The sequence below is a fragment of the Xanthobacter sp. 91 genome (genome assembly GCF_000702385.1).
Classification (GTDB): Bacteria; Pseudomonadota; Alphaproteobacteria; order Rhizobiales; family Xanthobacteraceae; genus Xanthobacter; species Xanthobacter aminoxidans.
The window spans coordinates 2,522,918-2,539,967 of record NZ_JNIB01000001.1 but is presented as its reverse complement, the minus strand read 5'-3'; the positions used below and the strand labels follow the sequence as shown (position 1 = coordinate 2,539,967).

14 protein-coding genes are annotated in these 17,050 nt (G+C 69.1%); 2 read left to right on the top strand and 12 right to left on the bottom strand.

The window, feature by feature from the left end; all coding sequences use genetic code 11:
* Positions 1 to 42: 42 nt before the first annotated feature.
* The 8 genes from A37E_RS0111990 to A37E_RS0111955 form a co-directional block, all read right to left on the bottom strand.
* Positions 43 to 942 (bottom strand): CheR family methyltransferase, encoded by a 900-nt coding sequence (locus A37E_RS0111990; protein ID WP_081837563.1) that lies wholly within the window; start codon positions 940 to 942, stop codon positions 43 to 45.
* The gene (locus A37E_RS0111985; protein ID WP_029556804.1) at positions 939 to 4,568 is read right to left on the bottom strand and encodes a response regulator; all 3,630 of its coding nucleotides are present in this window, start codon (positions 4,566 to 4,568) and stop codon (positions 939 to 941) included. Before A37E_RS0111985 ends, A37E_RS0111990 begins: the two co-directional genes overlap by 4 nt.
* Before the next feature lie 92 nt (positions 4,569 to 4,660).
* Positions 4,661 to 5,593: a DMT family transporter gene (locus A37E_RS0111980; protein ID WP_029556803.1), complete on the bottom strand. Its 933-nt coding sequence runs from the start codon at positions 5,591 to 5,593 to the stop codon at positions 4,661 to 4,663.
* Between the two features lie 208 nt (positions 5,594 to 5,801).
* Entirely contained in the window at positions 5,802 to 6,395 is a 594-nt protein-coding gene (locus A37E_RS0111975) for a disulfide bond formation protein B (protein ID WP_038192956.1), read from the bottom strand.
* Positions 6,396 to 6,403: 8 nt separating this feature from the next.
* Complete coding sequence (locus A37E_RS27190) at positions 6,404 to 6,559, bottom strand: DUF5993 family protein (RefSeq protein WP_029556801.1); 156 nt, start codon at positions 6,557 to 6,559, stop codon at positions 6,404 to 6,406.
* Between the two features lie 78 nt (positions 6,560 to 6,637).
* Entirely contained in the window at positions 6,638 to 7,543 is a 906-nt protein-coding gene (locus tag A37E_RS0111965) for a VOC family protein (protein ID WP_081837562.1), read from the bottom strand.
* Between the two features lie 115 nt (positions 7,544 to 7,658).
* Positions 7,659 to 8,222 (bottom strand): hypothetical protein, encoded by a 564-nt coding sequence (locus tag A37E_RS0111960; protein ID WP_029556799.1) that lies wholly within the window; start codon positions 8,220 to 8,222, stop codon positions 7,659 to 7,661.
* A 160-nt stretch (positions 8,223 to 8,382) separates the two neighbouring features.
* Positions 8,383 to 10,356 carry a protein meaA gene (locus A37E_RS0111955; RefSeq protein ID WP_029556798.1) on the bottom strand — a complete coding sequence of 658 codons (1,974 nt, stop codon included), beginning with the start codon at positions 10,354 to 10,356 and terminating at the stop codon, positions 8,383 to 8,385.
* A 245-nt stretch (positions 10,357 to 10,601) separates the two neighbouring features.
* Between A37E_RS0111955 and A37E_RS0111950 the strand changes: the two genes are divergently transcribed.
* A complete protein-coding gene (locus A37E_RS0111950; protein WP_245279319.1) occupies positions 10,602 to 10,973 on the top strand; it encodes a hypothetical protein in 372 nt (123 codons plus the stop codon).
* Positions 10,974 to 11,116: 143 nt separating this feature from the next.
* Here the strand turns inward: A37E_RS0111950 and A37E_RS0111945 are convergent, their stop codons facing one another.
* Positions 11,117 to 11,353 carry a GlsB/YeaQ/YmgE family stress response membrane protein gene (locus A37E_RS0111945; RefSeq protein ID WP_024277182.1) on the bottom strand — a complete coding sequence of 79 codons (237 nt, stop codon included), beginning with the start codon at positions 11,351 to 11,353 and terminating at the stop codon, positions 11,117 to 11,119.
* A gap of 282 nt (positions 11,354 to 11,635) precedes the next feature.
* Between A37E_RS0111945 and ccrA the strand changes: the two genes are divergently transcribed.
* Positions 11,636 to 12,919, top strand: a complete 1,284-nt coding sequence (gene ccrA, locus A37E_RS0111940) for a crotonyl-CoA carboxylase/reductase (RefSeq protein WP_029556796.1) — start codon at positions 11,636 to 11,638, stop codon at positions 12,917 to 12,919.
* 31 nt (positions 12,920 to 12,950) lie between these two features.
* On the opposite strand, the gene A37E_RS25950 is transcribed toward ccrA, so the two are convergent.
* The 3 genes from A37E_RS25950 to murG all read right to left on the bottom strand — a co-directional run bounded on the left by A37E_RS25950 (position 12,951) and on the right by murG (position 16,958).
* Complete coding sequence (locus A37E_RS25950; protein WP_051678969.1) at positions 12,951 to 14,228, bottom strand: GGDEF domain-containing protein; 1,278 nt, start codon at positions 14,226 to 14,228, stop codon at positions 12,951 to 12,953.
* Between the two features lie 193 nt (positions 14,229 to 14,421).
* A complete protein-coding gene (gene murC / locus A37E_RS0111930; protein WP_029556794.1) occupies positions 14,422 to 15,834 on the bottom strand; it encodes a UDP-N-acetylmuramate--L-alanine ligase in 1,413 nt (470 codons plus the stop codon).
* On the bottom strand, positions 15,831 to 16,958 hold the full coding sequence (gene murG / locus A37E_RS0111925) for an undecaprenyldiphospho-muramoylpentapeptide beta-N-acetylglucosaminyltransferase (RefSeq protein ID WP_038192952.1): 1,128 nt from the start codon (positions 16,956 to 16,958) through the stop codon (positions 15,831 to 15,833). Before murG ends, murC begins: the two co-directional genes overlap by 4 nt.
* Positions 16,959 to 17,050: the final 92 nt, after the last annotated feature.

Here is a 17,050-nt window from a genome sequence, read left to right as displayed (position 1 = left end):
TGGCGCGGGGCCGGCGCTGGCCTGCGAGGATCGTTTGCTGCCCTACCCGCCCGCCGCCCGGGGCAGCAGGCGGTAGAGCTGGGCGGTGCTGTCGATGATCTGGAAGCGGTTGCGCGCCTGCGAGAATTCAAGGTTCTCCCGCGTGCCGATGCACAGGAAGCCGCCGCGCACGAGGCTCTGGGCGAAGCGTGCCAGCACCTTGTCCTGCAATGGCGTGGTGAAATAGATCAGCACATTCCGGCACAGGATGAGATGCGCCTCGCAGAACACCCCGTCGGTGACGAGGTTGTGCTCGGCGAAGGTGACGTTGGCGGTGAGCTTCTGGTCGAGCTTCATCAGCTCGTAGCGGGCGTGGAAATAGTCCGAGAAGCTTCCCGCCCCGCCCGCCGCGCGATAGCGCCGGCCCGCCTCGCGCGCCTCCTGAAGGGGGTAGATTCCCTCCGCCGCGCGGTCGAGGGCGGCCTTCGAGATGTCGGTGGCGAAGATGCGCGTGCGCTCGTAGAGCCCCGCCTCGGTGAGCAGGATGGCGAGGGAATAGATCTCCTCTCCATGGGCGCAGCCGGCCTGCCAGATGTTGATCTCCGGATAGGAGGCGAGCAGCGGGAACACCCTCTCCTTCAGCGCCAGGAAGACGTGCGGATCGCGGAAGAATTCCGACACCGGCACCGAGAGGCCGGCGATGATGTCCGGCAGCCGCTCGGGCGCGTGCAGCATCCGGGTGGTGAGGTCCGAGACGGTAGCGGCGCCGAAGCCGGTGGCGAGGTTGCGCACCCGCCGCGTCAGCGAGGCCTTGCCATAGTCGCGGAAATCGTAGCCGTAGCGGCGGAACAGCGCCTCCACGAAGAGATCCACCTCGATGGTCTCCAGCGCCAGCGCATCCCGCGCCTCCGCGGCCGAACCCGGGGGCGGCGGATCGTCCGGCGCGTCGATGTCCCCCGTCATTGCGCGGCGAGCCAGGTGCGGATCATGGTCAGCAGCTTCGGCACGTCCACGGGCTTGGCGAGATAATCGCTGGCGCCGGCGGCGAGGCACTTCTCGCGGTCGTCCTTCATGGCCTTGGCGGTGAGGGCGATGACCGGCAGCTTGGCGAAGCGCGGCTGGGCGCGGATCTGCGCCATCGCCTCGTAGCCGTCCATCACCGGCATCATCACGTCCATGAGCACGATCTCGATATCCGGCTGCTCGTCGAGCTGCGCCAGCGCCTTGGCGCCGTCCTGCGCCAGCACCACGTTGACGCCCCGCGCGCGCAGCACCTTGGCGAGAGCGTAGATGTTGCGCATGTCGTCGTCGACCAGCAGGAGCTTCCGGCCTTCGAGATCGCCGTCCGGATTGGCCGCGAGCTGTTCCGGCTCGCGCTGCACCGAGTGGAGGAACAGCGACACCTCGTCCAGCAGGCGCTCGGGCGAGAGGGCGCCCTTCACCACGATGGCGTCGGTGAAGGCGCGCAGCTTCATGCGCTCCTCGGTGGTGAGGTCGCGGCCCGAATAGACCACCACCGGCACATGCCTGCCGCCGCCGGCGAGGCGCTCGATCAGCTCGAAGCCGGACATGCCGGGCAGGCCGAGATCGAGCACGATGCAGTCGAGATCGCCCTGCGCCACCACCTCCAGCGCCTCCTCGGCGCTCCCCGCCTCGACGATCTGCGCCTTCTCGCGGGCGAGCAGGGTGCGCACCGCGTGGCGGGCGGCGGCGTCGTCGTCCACCACCAGCACGCGGCGGGGACGGTCGGCGGAATAATGGGTGAGGAGGCCGAGCGCCTCGGACAGCTGGTCCGCGCTCACCGGCTTGGTGAGGAAGCCCACGGCGCCGAGGTCGCGGCCGCGCCGGCTCTCGTCCAGGGCCGAGACGAAATGCACCGGGATATGCCGGGTGGCGGGATCGGCCTTCAGCCGCTCGATCACCGTCCAGCCGTCGAGGCCCGGCAGCATCACGTCGAGCAGGATGCCGGTGGGCTTGTAGGTGCGGGCGAGGGCGAGGCCGCTGCCGCCGTCGCCGGCCGCCAGCGCCAGATAGCCCTTGCGCCGCACCAGCCCCACCAGCGTGCGGGCGAACACCGGATCGTCCTCCACCACCAGGATCACGGTGGCGCCGGGGGTGAGGCGGTCGCGGTCGTCCTCCACGCTCACGGCGGGAACGGGGGGCAGGCCGGACAGACCCGCCGCCTCGCGCTCCTGCCGGCTCGTGTCGAAGGCCACCTGTCGCGCATCCATCGCCGGCTGGGGCACGGGCGCAGGGATGGGCGCCGCCTCCCCGTCCTCGTCCGGCAGCGGCTCGCCGACCGGAATCTCCAGGGTGAAGGTGGAGCCCTGCCCGAGCGCGCTTTCCACGGTCACGCTGCCCCCCAGCAGCCGGGCGAGGCGCTGGGTGATGGCGAGGCCGAGGCCGGTGCCGCCGAACTGGCGGCGGGTGGAGGCGTCCACCTGCTCGAACGCCTCGAAGATGGCGTCGAGCTTGTCCCCGGGAATGCCGATGCCGCTGTCGGCCACCGCGACCTTCAGGATCTTGCCGGCCTCATCCTTCGAGAAGGTCACGGAGACCCGGCCCTGCATGGTGAACTTCAGCGCATTGCCGACCAGGTTGGTGAGGATCTGGTCCAGCTTGCCGGGATCGGTGAAGACCATGTCCGGCGCGTCGGCGACGGAGACCGCGAGGCGGAGCCTGCGCTCCTGCGCGAGGCGCCGGAAGTTGCGCTCCAGCCGCTGCGCCACGTTCGCGATCTTCACCGGCTCGTGCACCACCTCCATCTTGCCGGCCTCGACCTTGGAGAGATCGAGGATGTCGTTGATGAGGCGCAGCAGGTTCGAGCCGGACGAGTGGATGATGCTCGCCGCCTCCACCTGGTCGGCATCGAGATTTCCGGTGCGGTTCTCGGCCAGATCCTGGGAGAGGATGAGCAGGCTGTTGAGCGGCGTGCGCAGCTCGTGGGACATGTTGGCGAGGAACTGGGACTTGTACTCGTTGGCCCGCAGCAATTCCTCGGCCCGCGCCTCCATCTGCTGGTTCAGGGCCTCCAGCAGCTCCTTCTGCTCCGTCATCTCCTGCGAGGAGCGGCGCAGCACGTCGTTGGAGGCCTGCAGCTCGTCCGCCTGCACCCTCAGCTCCTCCTCGGAGGCGGCGAGGCGCAGCGAGCGCTCGTGCAGTTGCTCGTTGGTGGCGCGCAGCTCTTCCTGCTGGGTGCGCAGCTCCTCCTCGGCGACGCGCAGCTCCTGCGCCTGCTTCTGGCTCTGCTCCAGCAACTCGCGGGTGCGGGCGGCGCGGACGAGATTGTCGAGGGAGAGGGCGACGAGCGGCGCGACCTCGTGGAGCAGCCTGCGGGCGCGGTCCTCCAGCGGCGCGAGCAGCGCCAGCTCGATGACGCCGAGCAGGCGCTTCTTGAGCACCAGCGGCACCGCGACCACGGAGTGCGCCGACGCCTCCCCGGTGCCGGTGCGGATGCGCAGATGGTCGGCCGGCACGGGAGAGAGGACGATGGTCTTCCTCTCCAGGGCGCACTGGCCGACGAGCCCTTCACCGATGCGCACGCGGGTGGACAGATGCCGCCGCTCGGAAAAGGCATAGCTGCCGACCAGCTCCAGCGCCTCCGCGTCCGGCCCGGCCGCCTCGTCATGGGCGTAGAACACGCCGACCCCCGCGCCGAGCAGCGGCGCAAGCTCGGTCAGCAGCATGTCGGCGAAGGCGCGCGGCTCCTCCTGCGCCTGAAGGCGGGCGGCGATGGCGTTGAGGCCCGACTTGACCCAATCGGTATCCTGGGCCGCGATGGAGGTCGCCTTGAACACCCGGAGCGCGCGGGCCAGCGTGCCCACCTCGTCCTTACGCTCGGCGTAGGGCACCTCGATGGTGTGGTCATGCTCGGCGAGGCGCGTCATCAGCTCGGCAAGGCGGCGCAGCGGGATGGCCATGAAAACCGCGCCGAGGAACACGCCCGCCACCGCGACCAACAGCGTCGCCACCAGCGCGATGACATCGATGGCGCCGACGATGGCCTCGGCCCGGTCGAGGTCGGCCTGGGCGCTGACGATCTCGGCGGATGCGGCGGCGCTCAGTTCATCGATGGCGCCGACGATGCCGCGATAGCCCTCCTCGCTGGCTTCCGCAGCGAGAAAGACACGTAGCGCCGCATCGATGGCGGCGGGGTCCCCCTTCTCGGCCGCCGCCAGGAGGGGCGCCGCCACCGCGTCGCTCCAGCGCCCGGCAATGCGCGAGGCCCGCTCGGCGAGGGGCAGGAGCGAGGGCTCGCCCGTCACCGCCGTCCGCAGGGCCGCGAGCTTCTCGCCGGTGAGCGCGGTCGACGCCGAAAGCCGGGCCTTGAGGCCGCGGGGATCGGCGAGCGCGGTGCGCATGGTCTCGAGCTGGCGGCGATTGAAGGCGCGCGTCGCCTCGGCCGCGAGCAGGCTGACCTGGCGGATCTGCTCCACCCGGACTTCCTGCGTCTTCGCCATGCGGGCCGTCACCCAGTTGGCGCCGAGCAGCAGGGCGAACATGGAGATGAGGAGTCCGACGATCAGCCCGGCCTTGGCCTGCATGCCGAGATTGGCGAACCACGACCGTTCGGTCAGATTTTCCAGCATTCCCCGCGACCCCTTCCGACCCCGCCGCAGAATGCATAGGCGGGGGTGAAGAAGGATTGAAGAGGAAAATCAGGCCCGGCCGCCCGGCCGCCTCAGCGCTGCGCCATGCTCCGCCGCGCCGAGAGCGTCGCCAGCGCGATGCCGGAGATGACCAGCGCATAGCCCGCGAGGTGGTACCAGGCCATGGTCTCGCCGAGGAAGACGATGGCGAGCGCCGTGCCGAACACCGGCAGGAGGTGCAGGAACGGCGCCGCCGCATTCGCGCCCACCAGTTCCACCCCCCGGTTGAAGAACAGATAGGCCACCAGCGACGGCCCGGTCATCACGTAGGCCAGCGTGAAGAAGGTCACATGGTCCAGCGGCAGCACCTGTCCGTGGAGATATTCCCAGAGCGCGAAAGGCGCAAGCAGCAGCGAGCCCAGCGCCATGATGACGGCGAGGAAGGACAGCGGCCCGAGCGGCGGCCGCTTGCGCAGGATCGCCGCGTAGAAGGCGTAGATCACCAGCGCGATGATGATGACCACGTCGCCGATATTGGGCTTGAGATGGAGGAAGGTGTCGAGGTCGCCGTGGCTGATGATGACCATCACGCCCACGAGAGAGGTAATGACCCCTGCCGCCTGGCCGAGACTGAGCTTTTCCCGGAACAGCACGAAGGTCCACACCGCCACCAGAAGCGGCGCCGTGGACTGCACCAAGAGGCCGTTCACCGCCTGCGTATATTGCAGGCCGTAGTAGCTCATGGCGTTGTAGCAGGCGATGCCGGTGGCCGCGAGCAGCACGAGGAACGGCAGGTTCCTGCGGATGATCGGCGCGTCGCGGACGATCTGCTTCCAGGCGAACGGCAGCAGGATGAGCGTCGCGCCGATCCAGCGCACCATGGCGAGGGTGATGGGCGGGATGTGCCCGGCGATGTAGCGCCCCACCACGAGGTTGATGGCCCACAACAGGGCCACCAGGGTCAGGAGCACATAGGGGGCATCGTAAAGCGCGAAACGGCTGGGGCGGACCGGTGTGGCGGACATGTCTTCTCCCGAGACGCACCTGTGCGATGCGCCATGTGATGACCTGTTGGCCGGGAGTGCCGTCCGTCCCCTCTTATTGTAACGGCCTGCGGGCCCCTTCCTCTAACCCGAGGGGAGCCATGAGGGAAATCGAATTTCACTGTGTGAAGCATCACAATGGGTGATGACTCAGGCGGTGTCGTGAGATGTTTCGGCCGCGGCCGAAAGGTCAGCGGCCCAGCAGGCGGTTGAGGGTGCCGTCCTGGATCAGCTGGTAGCTGGTCGGGTTGTCGGCGCACAGGCCCGAGCCGCATTCCAGGATGGTGGAGACGCCGTTCGCCAGCGCCAGCAGCAGCACCAGCACGATCGCCGCCGTGCCGAGCAGCGGGCGATGAAGCGGCGCACCGTCCGGCCGCCGCTCGAACTGGCCGTCGAACAGCAGCAGCACGGCCGAGCCGAGCACGCACACGCCGAACAGCACCAGCGCCCAGGCATAGAAGTGCAGGCCGAAGAAGGCGTCGCCATAGGCGCCCTCGCCGGGGATGATGTGCAGCAGCGTCTGCCGGGTGGAGACCGCCCCACCCGCCAGCGACGACAGGATCATGATGGCGTAGTGCGAGGGGCGCGGGCCGAACTTCACGTTCAGCGCCAGCCCGGCGGCGACGCAGACGAAGCCAGCCCGCTGCAAGAGGCAGAGCGGGCACGGCAGGTCGTTGAACACGAGCTGATCGAAGAAGGCGGCGATGAGCACCGCCGACACGGCGAGAAGGCCGAGCGCGTTGAGCACCCGGAAGCGGTCCGCGAGGGTGAGGCCGGTGTCCATGGCGTCCCTCACAGCGCGATGTTGAGCGGATCGGTGACGTGCAGGCGGAACAGCACCAGCATGGTCGCCACCGAGAGCACCCAGAGCGCGAGCGCGGCCATGCGCTGGCCCATGAGCGTCGCCGCGAGGGCGAGGAACACGCCGAAGAACGGCAGCGACATCATGGCTTCGGCCCCCCGGCCCGCACCGGCGCGGATGTGCGATTCGGTGCCTGCCGAGGGTAGCTGAGCCCTGGCCCAGCGTCACGCTGCGGCGCGGAACTCCACCCCGTTGCCGGAGGGGTCGACAACCCGCAGCGCGCCGTCATCGGACGGCTGCGTTTCCACGCCCGCCGCGGCGAGGCGGGCGGCGAGGGCGGCGAAGGCATCGGCGGCCAGCGTCACGGTGAAATGGTCGAGCCCCACCGTCCCCGCCGCCGGCACCGGGGCGCCGCCCGACTGCCAGACGTTCAGCCCCACATGGTGGTGATAGCCATCCGCGCTCACGAACAGCGCACCGGGATAGCGGGCCATGATGGCGAGCCCCACAATATCCACCCAGAAGCGCTTCGCCGCGTCGAGGTCGTTCACCTTGAGGTGGACATGGCCCATGTCGGTGCCAGCCGGGGCGGGACCGCCCGCCACCTTCGCCTCGCGGGCGAGGGCCTGGAGATCGAGCGGCAGGGTCTGCATGGCGATGGAGCCATCCGGCTGCAGCGGCCATTCCGCCCGCGGCAGATCGCGATAGATCTCGACGCCGTTGCCGTCCGGATCGTCCATATAGAGCGCCTCGCTCACCAGATGGTCGGAGGCGCCGAGGCGCAGGCCGGCCCCATGCAGCGCGAGAAGCCGCGCGGCGAGGCTGGTGCGGTCCGGCACGCGGAGCGCCATGTGGAACAGGCCGGGCGCCCGGCGCGGCGCCGGCGGGGCCGAAGGACGGGAAAGGATCTCCACCAGCGGCCTGCCGCCCGCGCCGAGCACGGTCGCCTCGCCCTCGGCCAGCACCTCGAGGCCGAGGAGGTCACGGTAGAAGGCGATCAGGCGGCCGGGGTCCGGGCTGGCGAGGCTGACGGCACCGAGCACGAGGTCGTGCGGTGCGGTCCCGGCGGACAGGTCGGTGGTGGGGGTGGCATGCGGGCCGGTCGAGCCGGCGGGGGCGGCGGTGGTCATAGCGAAGCTCCTTGGCGCCGGGCTGGTATCTGCCCTGCCCGGCTGGGCGTTGTCCCAAATATGGACACGGCCCACGCAAGGCGCCATTGCACCGATGCAAGCAAAGGCTGGCGCCTCAGCCCTCGAACCACTCTTCCGAGACCTTGCGCAGCTTGCCGCGGCGCCATTCGTAGATCTGGGTGCAGCGCATGAAGCGCTCCGGGTTCGGCCGCGTGCAATAGGCCGAGTGGGAGAAGACGATCACCTGCGGCCGCCCGCCGCCCTTCGGCGCGATGATGTCGAAGCCCCGCGCGCCCCGGTCGAAGGCGCGGGTCCAGCGGCCGGGGCCGGTGGAGATGAAGAGGATGTGGCGGAAGCCGTCGGAGCCGATCCACGGCGTGATGCCGCCCTCGCATTCCATGGCGTGGGTGTCGATGAGATAGTCCGGCTGGCTATCCGGCGAGACGTTCACCACGTCAAAGACGGTCTTGGGGTTCCATTTGGGCGTTCCCTCCTCCGCCCGACAGGCCGCCTCCAGCTCCTTCACCGCCTTGGCCACCACCTTCGGCAGGCCGGCATAGGGATTGGAGGCGGGAGCCGCGGCCACGAGCGCGGGCGCGGGCGCGGTAGCGTCGGCTGAAGCGGGTGGGGCGCGGCAGGTGGTGCAGCGGCGGGTGGAGGCGGCGCCTCGGCCGCCCATGCGATGCCGGTCGCGCCCAGCCCCATGGCCGCACAGAATGCCGCGACGAGAACCGTCCTCATGCTCGCCCCCATGCCGGGACCCAGAGCCCGGACCGGGGACAATCTAGAACCGGGCGCCGCCGGATTGAACAGGCCGCGCCCGGTGCATCACGCGTGGATCACGCCGCCTTCTGGGCCTCGCGGTCCACGATGGTCACGATGTCCGCCATGATCCGGTTCAACTCGAAATTCTTCGGCGTGTAGACGGCGGCGACGCCGAAGCCCTTGAGCTGGGCCTCGTCCTCCGGCGGGATGATGCCGCCCACCACCACCGGCACGTCGGAGAGGCCTTCCGCCCGCATCCGCTCCATCACGTCGCGCACCAGCGGCACGTGGGAGCCGGAGAGGATGGAGAGGCCCACCACGTGGACGCTCTCCTCCAGCGCGGCGTTGACGATCTCGGCCGGGGTCAGGCGGATGCCCTCGTAGACGACTTCCATACCGCAATCGCGGGCGCGCACGGCGATCTGCTCGGCGCCGTTGGAATGGCCGTCGAGGCCGGGCTTGCCCACCAGGAACTTGATGCGGCGGCCGAGCTTCTCGGAGACCGCATCCACGTTCTTGCGCACCTCCTCGAGGCCCTGCGTGTCCACGCGGGCGGCGCGGCCGACGCCGGTGGGGGCGCGGTATTCGCCGAACACCTCGCGCAGGCAGGTGCCCCACTCGCCCGTCGTCACGCCCGCCTTGGCGCAGACGATGGAGGGCTCCATGATGTTGCGGCCTTCCTGGGCCGCGCTCTTGAGGTCCGCCAGAGCCGCGTCCACGGCCTTGGCGTCGCGCGCCTCGCGCCACGCCTGAAGCCGCGCGATCTGCTCGGCCTCGACGCCCTCCGGCACGGTGAGGATGGCACCTTCGCCCGTGGTGAGCGGCGAGGGCTCGCTCTCGGTCCAGCGGTTGACGCCCACGACCACCTGGTCGCCGCGCTCGATATTCTCGAGGCGCCGGGTGTTGGACTCCACCAGCTGCTGCTTCATGTAGGAATTCTCGATGGCCGCGACGGCGCCGCCCATGCCCTCGATGCGGGCCAGCTCTTCGCGCGCCTCGGCCTTCAGCTCCTCCACCTTCTTGGCGATCTCGGTGGAGCCGTCGAAGATGTCGCCGTATTCGAGCAGGTCGGTCTCGTAGGCCACCACCTGCTGCATGCGCAGCGACCATTGCTGGTCGAACGAGCGCGGCAGGCCCAGCGCCTCGTTCCAGGCGGGGAGCTGCACGGCGCGGGCGCGGGCCTTCTTGGAGAGGGTGACGGCAAGCATCTCCAGCAGGATGCGGTAGACGTTGTTCTCCGGCTGCTGCTCGGTGAGGCCCAGCGAGTTCACCTGCACGCCGTAGCGGAACAGCTTCTGCTTGGCGTCGGTGATGCCGTAGCGGTTGACGCAGATCTCGTCCCAGAGGTCCACGAACGCGCGCATCTTGCACATCTCGGTGATGAACCGCATGCCCGCGTTCACGAAGAAGGAGATGCGTCCCACCACCTCGCCGAACACGGCGCCTTCCGCCTCGCCGGACTTCTTCACCGTGTCGAGGATGGCGATGGCGTTGGCCAGCGCGAAGGCCAGCTCCTGCACCGGCGTCGCCCCGGCTTCCTGCAAATGGTAGGAGCACACGTTCATCGGGTTCCACCGGGGCAGATGCTCGGTGGTGAAGATGATGGTGTCCTTGGTGAGCCGCATGGAGGGCGCGGGCGGGAACACATAGGTGCCGCGCGAGAGGTATTCCTTGATGATGTCGTTCTGCGTGGTGCCCTGAAGCCGGGTGCGGTCCGCGCCCTGCTCGTCGGCCGTGGCGATATAGAGCGAGAGCAGCCACGCCGCGCAGGCGTTGATGGTCATGGAGGTGTTCATCTCGGCGAGCGGGATGCCCTGGAACAGGGTGCGCATGTCGCCGAGGTGGGAGATGGGAACGCCGACCTTGCCCACTTCCCCGCGGGCGAGGGGATGGTCGCTGTCGTAGCCGGTCTGGGTCGGCAGATCGAAGGCGACGGAGAGGCCGGTCTGTCCCTTGGCGAGGTTGGAGCGATAGAGCTTGTTGGATTCCGCGGCGGTGGAATGCCCCGCATAGGTGCGGAAGAGCCAGGGTTTGTCGCGGAGCACCATTTCCTAATCCCCATCCATCGCTTTTGGATATTTGCCGCGATTGTGCGTCGCAATGCGCGCGCCGTCGATGGGAAATTTTTCCAATACCGGAGGGCGGCCGACCCGCGCAGGGCGCCCCGAATCGGGCGCCCGTCTCAACCGTCGCGTCAAACGCGCTGATTGCATTTCTAAATAATTTCTCGTTTTGATTGTATTGATGCTAGCCTTCCACCCGTTTCGGATCCGGGGGGACAGGGGTGCGGCAGGTGGTGGTTCTCATGGCGGCGCTGGCGACCGCCGCATGCGCGAAATCGGCCGACAAGGTCTCGGCGGCCTATGTCTCGCCGATGCAGTTCCAGAGCTACAGCTGCCAGCAGCTCGCGCAGGAAGCCGAGCGCATATCGGCCCGCGCCATCGCCCTGACCGGAGCGCAGAACAACCGGGCGACCAGCGATGCGGTGGCGACCACCGTGGCCGTGGTCATCTTCTGGCCCGCCGCCTTCCTGGTCGGCGGCGACGATGCGCAGACCGCGGAACTGGCGCGGCTCAAGGGCGAGATGGACGCCATCGAGCAGGTCTCGATCCAGAAGAAATGCGGCATCTCCTTCCAGCGTGAGGACGCCCAGAAGGCCTCCTGAAACGCGCCGCGAAATCGCGCACCCGCCCGGCCCATGCTGCCCCGGATCGATGGCGCAGCACGGGCCGGCGGTGCGTGCTCTCTTTATTCGAGTTAGAGGGCGATTCACCGATCAAGTTGTTCCAAACTTGATCGGATCGCGCTCTAGCGCTTCACCAGCGAGATGACGAACAGGAGGATCACCGCACCGATGGTTGCGGAGATGATCTGTCCGATCACGCCGCCCACGAGGATCACGCCGCCGAACAGGAAGCCGCCGATGATGGCGCCAACGATGCCCACGGCGATGTTGCCCACGAGGCCGAAGCCGTAGCCCTGGAAGAGCTGGCCCGCCAGGAAGCCGGCGACCGCCCCGACGATGATCATCCAGATGATGCCCATGAACTTCTCCCATCCCCTTGTGTCGGCGCCGGCCGTCCGGCGCGGAACACCGCCACTCTAGCGGGGCGCGCCGCCGCCGGAAACGCCAGCGCGGCCGGAAACTCCAGCGGGGAAACTCCAGCGGGGTCTTGGGCGTTCATTGTCCTGTGCCGCAGCGCCGCATGGCCGAATGTCGGGGTTGAGAATGACTATCGCCTTGGATTTTTTCTCTGCTACGCTGCATTGCGAGATAGGGACTTAACGACGCGACCGAACGGTCCACACCAGGAGAGGACGACAGCCATGGCCCAGACGGCAGCCGCCAATACGAACGAGGGACCGGTGAAGGACCTTTATGAGCTCGGCGAGATTCCGCCCCTTGGTCACGTGCCCGCCAACATGTACGCCTGGGCCATCCGCCGCGACCGCCACGGGCCGCCGGAGCAGTCGTTCCAGCTGGAGGTGGTGCCGACCTGGGAGCTGGGCGAGCAGGACGTGCTCGTGCTCGTGATGGCCGCGGGTGTGAACTACAACGGCATCTGGGCCGGCCTCGGCGAGCCGATCTCCGTGTTCGACGTGCACAAGGTGCCCTATCACATCGCCGGTTCCGATGCCTCGGGCATCGTCTGGGCGGTGGGCTCCAAGGTGAAGCGCTGGAAGGTGGGCGACGAGGTGGTCGTCCACTGCAACCAGGACGACGGGGACGACGAGGAGTGCAACGGCGGCGACCCGATGTTCTCCCCCTCCCAGCGCATCTGGGGCTATGAGACGCCGGACGGCTCCTTCGCCCAGTTCTGCCGGGTGCAGGCGCGCCAGCTGATGCCGCGCCCCAAGCACCTCACCTGGGAAGAGAGTGCCTGCTACACCCTCACCATGGCCACCGCCTACCGCATGCTGTTCGGCCATCCGCCCCATGACGTGAAGCCGGGCGACTATGTGCTGGTGTGGGGCGCCTCGGGCGGCCTCGGCGTGTTCGGCGTGCAGCTCGCCGCCGCCTCCGGCGCGCACGTCATCGGCGTCATCTCCGACGAGACCAAGCGCGACTACGTGCTCGGCCTCGGCGCCAAGGGCGTCATCAATCGCAAGGACTTCAAGTGCTGGGGCCAGCTGCCCAAGGTGAACTCGCCGGAATATGCGGACTGGCTCAAGGAAGCCCGCAAGTTCGGCAAGGCCATCTGGGACATCACCGGCAAGCGCGACGTGGACATCGTGTTCGAGCATCCCGGCGAGAGCACCTTCCCGGTGTCCACGCTGGTGGGCAAGCGCGGCGGCATGATCGTGTTCTGCGCCGGCACCACCGGCTTCAACATCACGTTTGACGCCCGCTATGTGTGGATGCGCCAGAAGCGCATCCAGGGCTCGCACTTCGCCCACCTCAAGCAGGCCTCCGCCGCCAACCAGTTCATCATCGACCGGCGCGTGGACCCCTGCATGTCGGAAGTGTTCCCGTGGGACCGCATCCCCGAGGCGCACACCAAGATGTGGAAGAACCAGCATGCCCCCGGCAACATGGCGGTGCTGGTGAACGCCCCCCGCACCGGCCTTCGGACCTTCGAGGACGTGCTCGAGGCCCTGCCGAAGAAGTGAGGCGCGCCCTTCTGCGCCATCAGGGACGATCTCAGGGCCGCGGCACGCCGCGGCCCTCTTCATTTGCAAAGGACAGCGCCGCGCCATCGAGCGGCCGCGGCGCCGCAGGCATCCCAGCCATCTGCGCGGTCATCTCCACCGTCGCGAGGTCCGCCCCAGCCGCCACCACGCGGTTGCGGCCGGCGCGCTTGGCGGCATAGAGACCGGCGTCACCGCGCCGGAACAGGGTTTCTATGGTGGCGCGCTCTCCGGCGGCGATGCTGGCGCAGCCGATGGAGACGCTGCAATCGAGGTGCGACGTCGCCGGCGTGGTCAGCCCGCGCACCGCACGCCGCATCCGCTCCGCCACCACGATGGCCTCCGCTTCCGCCTCGGGCAGCAGCACCGCGAACTCCTCCCCGCCCACCCGGCCGAAGAGATCGTGGGCGCGCAGCGCGCGGTGCAGGCGCTCGGTGACGGCGGCGAGCACCTCGTCGCCGGCCGGATGGCCGAAGGTGTCGTTCACGCGCTTGAAGTGGTCGATGTCCACCAGCAGCAGGCTGGCCGGTTCGCCGCGGCCCGCCGCCCGCGCGAGCCGCTCGCGCGCGGCCTCGAAGAAGGCGCGGCGGTTGAGGATGCCGGTGAGGGAATCGATGGTCGCGGCGACCAGCAGGCGGCGGTCCACGTCTTCCTTCAACAGCAGGAGGAAGCCGACCCCCGCACCCACGCAATAGCCGAACATCACCAGAAGCCCCAACGACAGCGTCGGCGGGGCATCGAACACCCCCATCCCGGCGCCGAAGCCGGCATAGGCCCGCATCAGGAAGGCGAGCGACACGAGCAGGTAGAAGCCGGCGATGATGCGCTGGAGGCGCGAGCCCTCCCCATCCCCTGCCAGTGCCGCGAACGCGATGCCGAACAGCGCGCTGATGATGATCGCGGCGTAGCCCACGTAAAGCCCCGGCGTGGTGGCTGCGAGGACGAAGACCACGCTGCCCAGCGTCGCGACGCCGAAGAGCAGCCGGGTGACGCCGCGCCGGTGCTCCCGCGTGTCGACAATGGTCGAGACCTCCAGCGCGAAACTGAAGAAAATGGTGACATTGGCCACATAGACCGAGACGAGGCTGGAGATGTCGCCGCGCAGGCTGATGAGGATGCAGGCAACACCATGCAGCACCCGGGCGCACACGAAGCGGCGGATGAGCCGCTGCTTGGTCCCCGTTTCGCGATAGCCGAGCAGCAGCAGGCAGACCACGAAGTCCGCCAGGGACATGAGGCGGAAGAGGGTGCGCACATCAAGTGTGCTGAAGAACAGGACGGACAGGCTCATGACCCGTCCCCCCGGACGCCGAGCGCCGAGCGCGAAGGCCCGTCCCGCCGCAGTGCCGCCGCCGCTGCCTGCCCCAAGCCACTGGCCCCCTGCGCTGCCGATGCCCCCCGGCCCGGCATTGCTTCGACCAGTCTATACGCAGATCACCCCGCGGCAGAAGCCGGTGACGACCTCATATTTCAGCTCAACCCCTTCAGGCTGCAGGTTTCAGCGCCTGCAACTCTGCCGGCAGCGCATAGGCCCAGCCCGAGATGGAGCCGGCGCCGAGGCAGATCACATAGTCCCCCGGCTTCGCCAGCCCGGCGACGATGCCGGCCAGCTGCTCCGGCCCGTCCAGCGCCGTCACCGAGCGGTGGCCGTGGGCGATGAGACCCTGCACCAGATGGTCCCGGTCCGCGCCCTCGATGGGCGCCTCGCCGGCGGTGTAGACCGGCGCCACCACCACATGGTCGGCATCGTTGAAGCAGGTGCAGAATTCGTCGAACAGGGAGGCGAGGCGGCTGTAGCGGTGCGGCTGCACCACGGCGATCACCTGCCCCTCGCTCGCCGCGCGGGCGGCCTTGAGCACGGCGGCGATCTCCACCGGGTGGTGGCCGTAATCGTCGTACACGGTCACGCCGTTCCACTCGCCGGTGCGGGTGAAGCGCCGCTTCACGCCGCCGAACTGGGACAGCGCCTCGATGATCTTCTCATCCGGCACCTTCAGCTCGTGGGCGACGGCGATGGCGGCGGTGGCGTTCAGCGCGTTGTGTTTGCCGGGCATGGGCAGGCGCAGGCCGCGGATCTCGTGCACGGTCTCGCCCGCGCGATTGCGGAACACCACGCCGAACTTGGTGACGCCGCCCTTGAGGTCCACGTCCACGAGGCGCACGTCGGCCTGCGGGTTCTCGCCATAGGTGATGACGCGGCGATCCTCGATGCGGCCCACCAGCGCCTGCACCACCGGATGGTCGATGCACATCACCGCGAAGCCGTAGAAGGGCACGTTCTCCACGAACGCCTTGAACGCCTCCTGCACCTTGTCGAAGGTCTTGAAGTGGTCGAGGTGCTCGGGGTCCACGTTGGTGACGATGGCGACTTCCGTGGGCAGCTTCAGGAAGGTGCCGTCGCTCTCGTCCGCCTCCACCACCATCCAGTTGCCGTCGCCGAGGCGGGCGTTGGTGCCGTAGGCGTTGATGATGCCGCCGTTGATGACGGTGGGGTCGAAGTTGCCGGCATCGAGCAGGGCCGCCACCAGCGAGGTGGTGGTGGTCTTGCCGTGGGTGCCGGCGATGGAGACGCAGCTCTTCAGCCGCATCAGCTCGGCCAGCATCTCGGCGCGGCGCACCACGGGCAGGCGCTTGGCGCGGGCCGCCATCAGCTCGGGATTGTCGCGCTTGATGGCGGACGAGACCACCACCACGTCGGCGTCGTCCACGTTGGCGGCGGCGTGGCCGATCATCACCTTGATGCCGCGCTCGCGCAGGCGCTTCACGTTGGCGCTGTCGGCCACGTCCGAGCCCTGCACCTCGTAGCCGAGATTGTGCAGCACCTCGGCGATGCCGCTCATGCCGATGCCGCCGATGCCGACGAAGTGGATGGAGCCGAGGCCGGACGGCAGCTTCATGCGCTGTTTCCCCTGAAGGTTGCGACCGCGCCGCCGCCCGCCAGATGCCGGACGAGACCGCCCAGCCGCTCGGCGGCGTCAAGCACGCTCTGGCTTCTGGCCCGATCGGCCATCCGCGTCAATGATGCGGGTTCGGCGGCAAAGGTATTGAGTTCCAGCGCCAGCCGGTCCGGCTCGAATTCCACCTGCCGCAGCACCAGAGCCGCGCCCACCTCGGCGAGGGTGCGGGCGTTGGCGGCCTGATCCTGGTCCAGCGCATGGGGCAGCGGCACGAGGATGGAGGGCCGGCCGGTGGCGGCAAGCTCCGCCACCGTTCCGGCGCCGGAGCGGGAGATGACGAGATGGGCGCGCGCCATGCGCGCCGGCAGGTCGTCGAAGAAGGTCTTCACCTCCGCCCGGACGCCGAGCCGGGCATAGGTGTCCTGCACCCGTTGCAGATCCTCCTCCCGCGCCTGCTGGACGAGGACGAGGCGGCCCCGGAGATCGGCGCCGAGCCGCGCGATGGCCTCGGGCACCACATCGGACATCACCCGCGCCCCCTGGCTGCCGCCGAAGACGAGCACGTGGAGATCGCCACCGGGCACGGGCGGGTCATAGGGTGCCGAAGCAGCCGCGATGGCGGCGGGGCGCAGGGGATTGCCGGTCCACACCGCCTTGGCCTTCAGCGCGGGATCGGCATCCACCACGCCGGGAAAGCCGGTGGCGATGGCGGTGACGCGGCGCGCCAGCATCCGGTTGGCCCGGCCCATCACGCCGTTCGCCTCGTGCACGATGCTCGGCACACCGGAAAAGCTCGCCGCCAGCAGCGGCGGCACGGTGGGATAGCCGCCGAAGCCCACCACCGCCACCGGCTTCACCCGGCGCAGCAAGGCGAGGCTGGAGACGAAGCCGGAGGCCAGCGCAAAGCCGGTGCGGGCGAGCGAGATGGGGGAGCGCCCGCGCACCGTATCAGCCGGCAGCACATGCAGCTCCCGCGCCGGGAAGTGCCCGGCATAGCGGGCGGCGCGGGCGTCGGTGGCGAGATCCACCGTGAAGCCCTGCCGGGTCAGCACGGCGGCCAGCGCCTCGGCCGGAAACAGGTGGCCGCCGGTGCCGCCGGCGGCGAGAAGGACGAGATCGGTCACATTATCCCCTCGGGCCACGGAGCGGCCGAAGCATCAGGCAGCGTGCCGCAGTGCCCCGGCAATGCGGCGGTTCCGCGTCCGCGCGCCGCGCG

What these genes read in the sequence shown, in the direction of transcription:
- A37E_RS0111990 (WP_081837563.1), bottom strand. Translation starts at nt 942, where the DNA reads ATGACGGGGGACATCGACGCGCCGGACGATCCGCCGCCCCCGGGTTCG.
- A37E_RS0111985 (WP_029556804.1), bottom strand. Translation starts at nt 4,568, where the DNA reads ATGCTGGAAAATCTGACCGAACGGTCGTGGTTCGCCAATCTCGGCATG.
- A37E_RS0111980 (WP_029556803.1), bottom strand. Translation starts at nt 5,593, where the DNA reads ATGTCCGCCACACCGGTCCGCCCCAGCCGTTTCGCGCTTTACGATGCC.
- A37E_RS0111975 (WP_038192956.1), bottom strand. Translation starts at nt 6,395, where the DNA reads ATGGACACCGGCCTCACCCTCGCGGACCGCTTCCGGGTGCTCAACGCG.
- A37E_RS27190 (WP_029556801.1), bottom strand. Translation starts at nt 6,559, where the DNA reads ATGATGTCGCTGCCGTTCTTCGGCGTGTTCCTCGCCCTCGCGGCGACG.
- A37E_RS0111965 (WP_081837562.1), bottom strand. Translation starts at nt 7,543, where the DNA reads ATGACCACCGCCGCCCCCGCCGGCTCGACCGGCCCGCATGCCACCCCC.
- A37E_RS0111960 (WP_029556799.1), bottom strand. Translation starts at nt 8,222, where the DNA reads ATGGGCGGCCGAGGCGCCGCCTCCACCCGCCGCTGCACCACCTGCCGC.
- A37E_RS0111955 (WP_029556798.1), bottom strand. Translation starts at nt 10,356, where the DNA reads ATGGTGCTCCGCGACAAACCCTGGCTCTTCCGCACCTATGCGGGGCAT.
- A37E_RS0111945 (WP_024277182.1), bottom strand. Translation starts at nt 11,353, where the DNA reads ATGGGCATCATCTGGATGATCATCGTCGGGGCGGTCGCCGGCTTCCTG.
- ccrA (WP_029556796.1), top strand. Translation starts at nt 11,636, where the DNA reads ATGGCCCAGACGGCAGCCGCCAATACGAACGAGGGACCGGTGAAGGAC.
- A37E_RS25950 (WP_051678969.1), bottom strand. Translation starts at nt 14,228, where the DNA reads ATGAGCCTGTCCGTCCTGTTCTTCAGCACACTTGATGTGCGCACCCTC.
- murC (WP_029556794.1), bottom strand. Translation starts at nt 15,834, where the DNA reads ATGAAGCTGCCGTCCGGCCTCGGCTCCATCCACTTCGTCGGCATCGGC.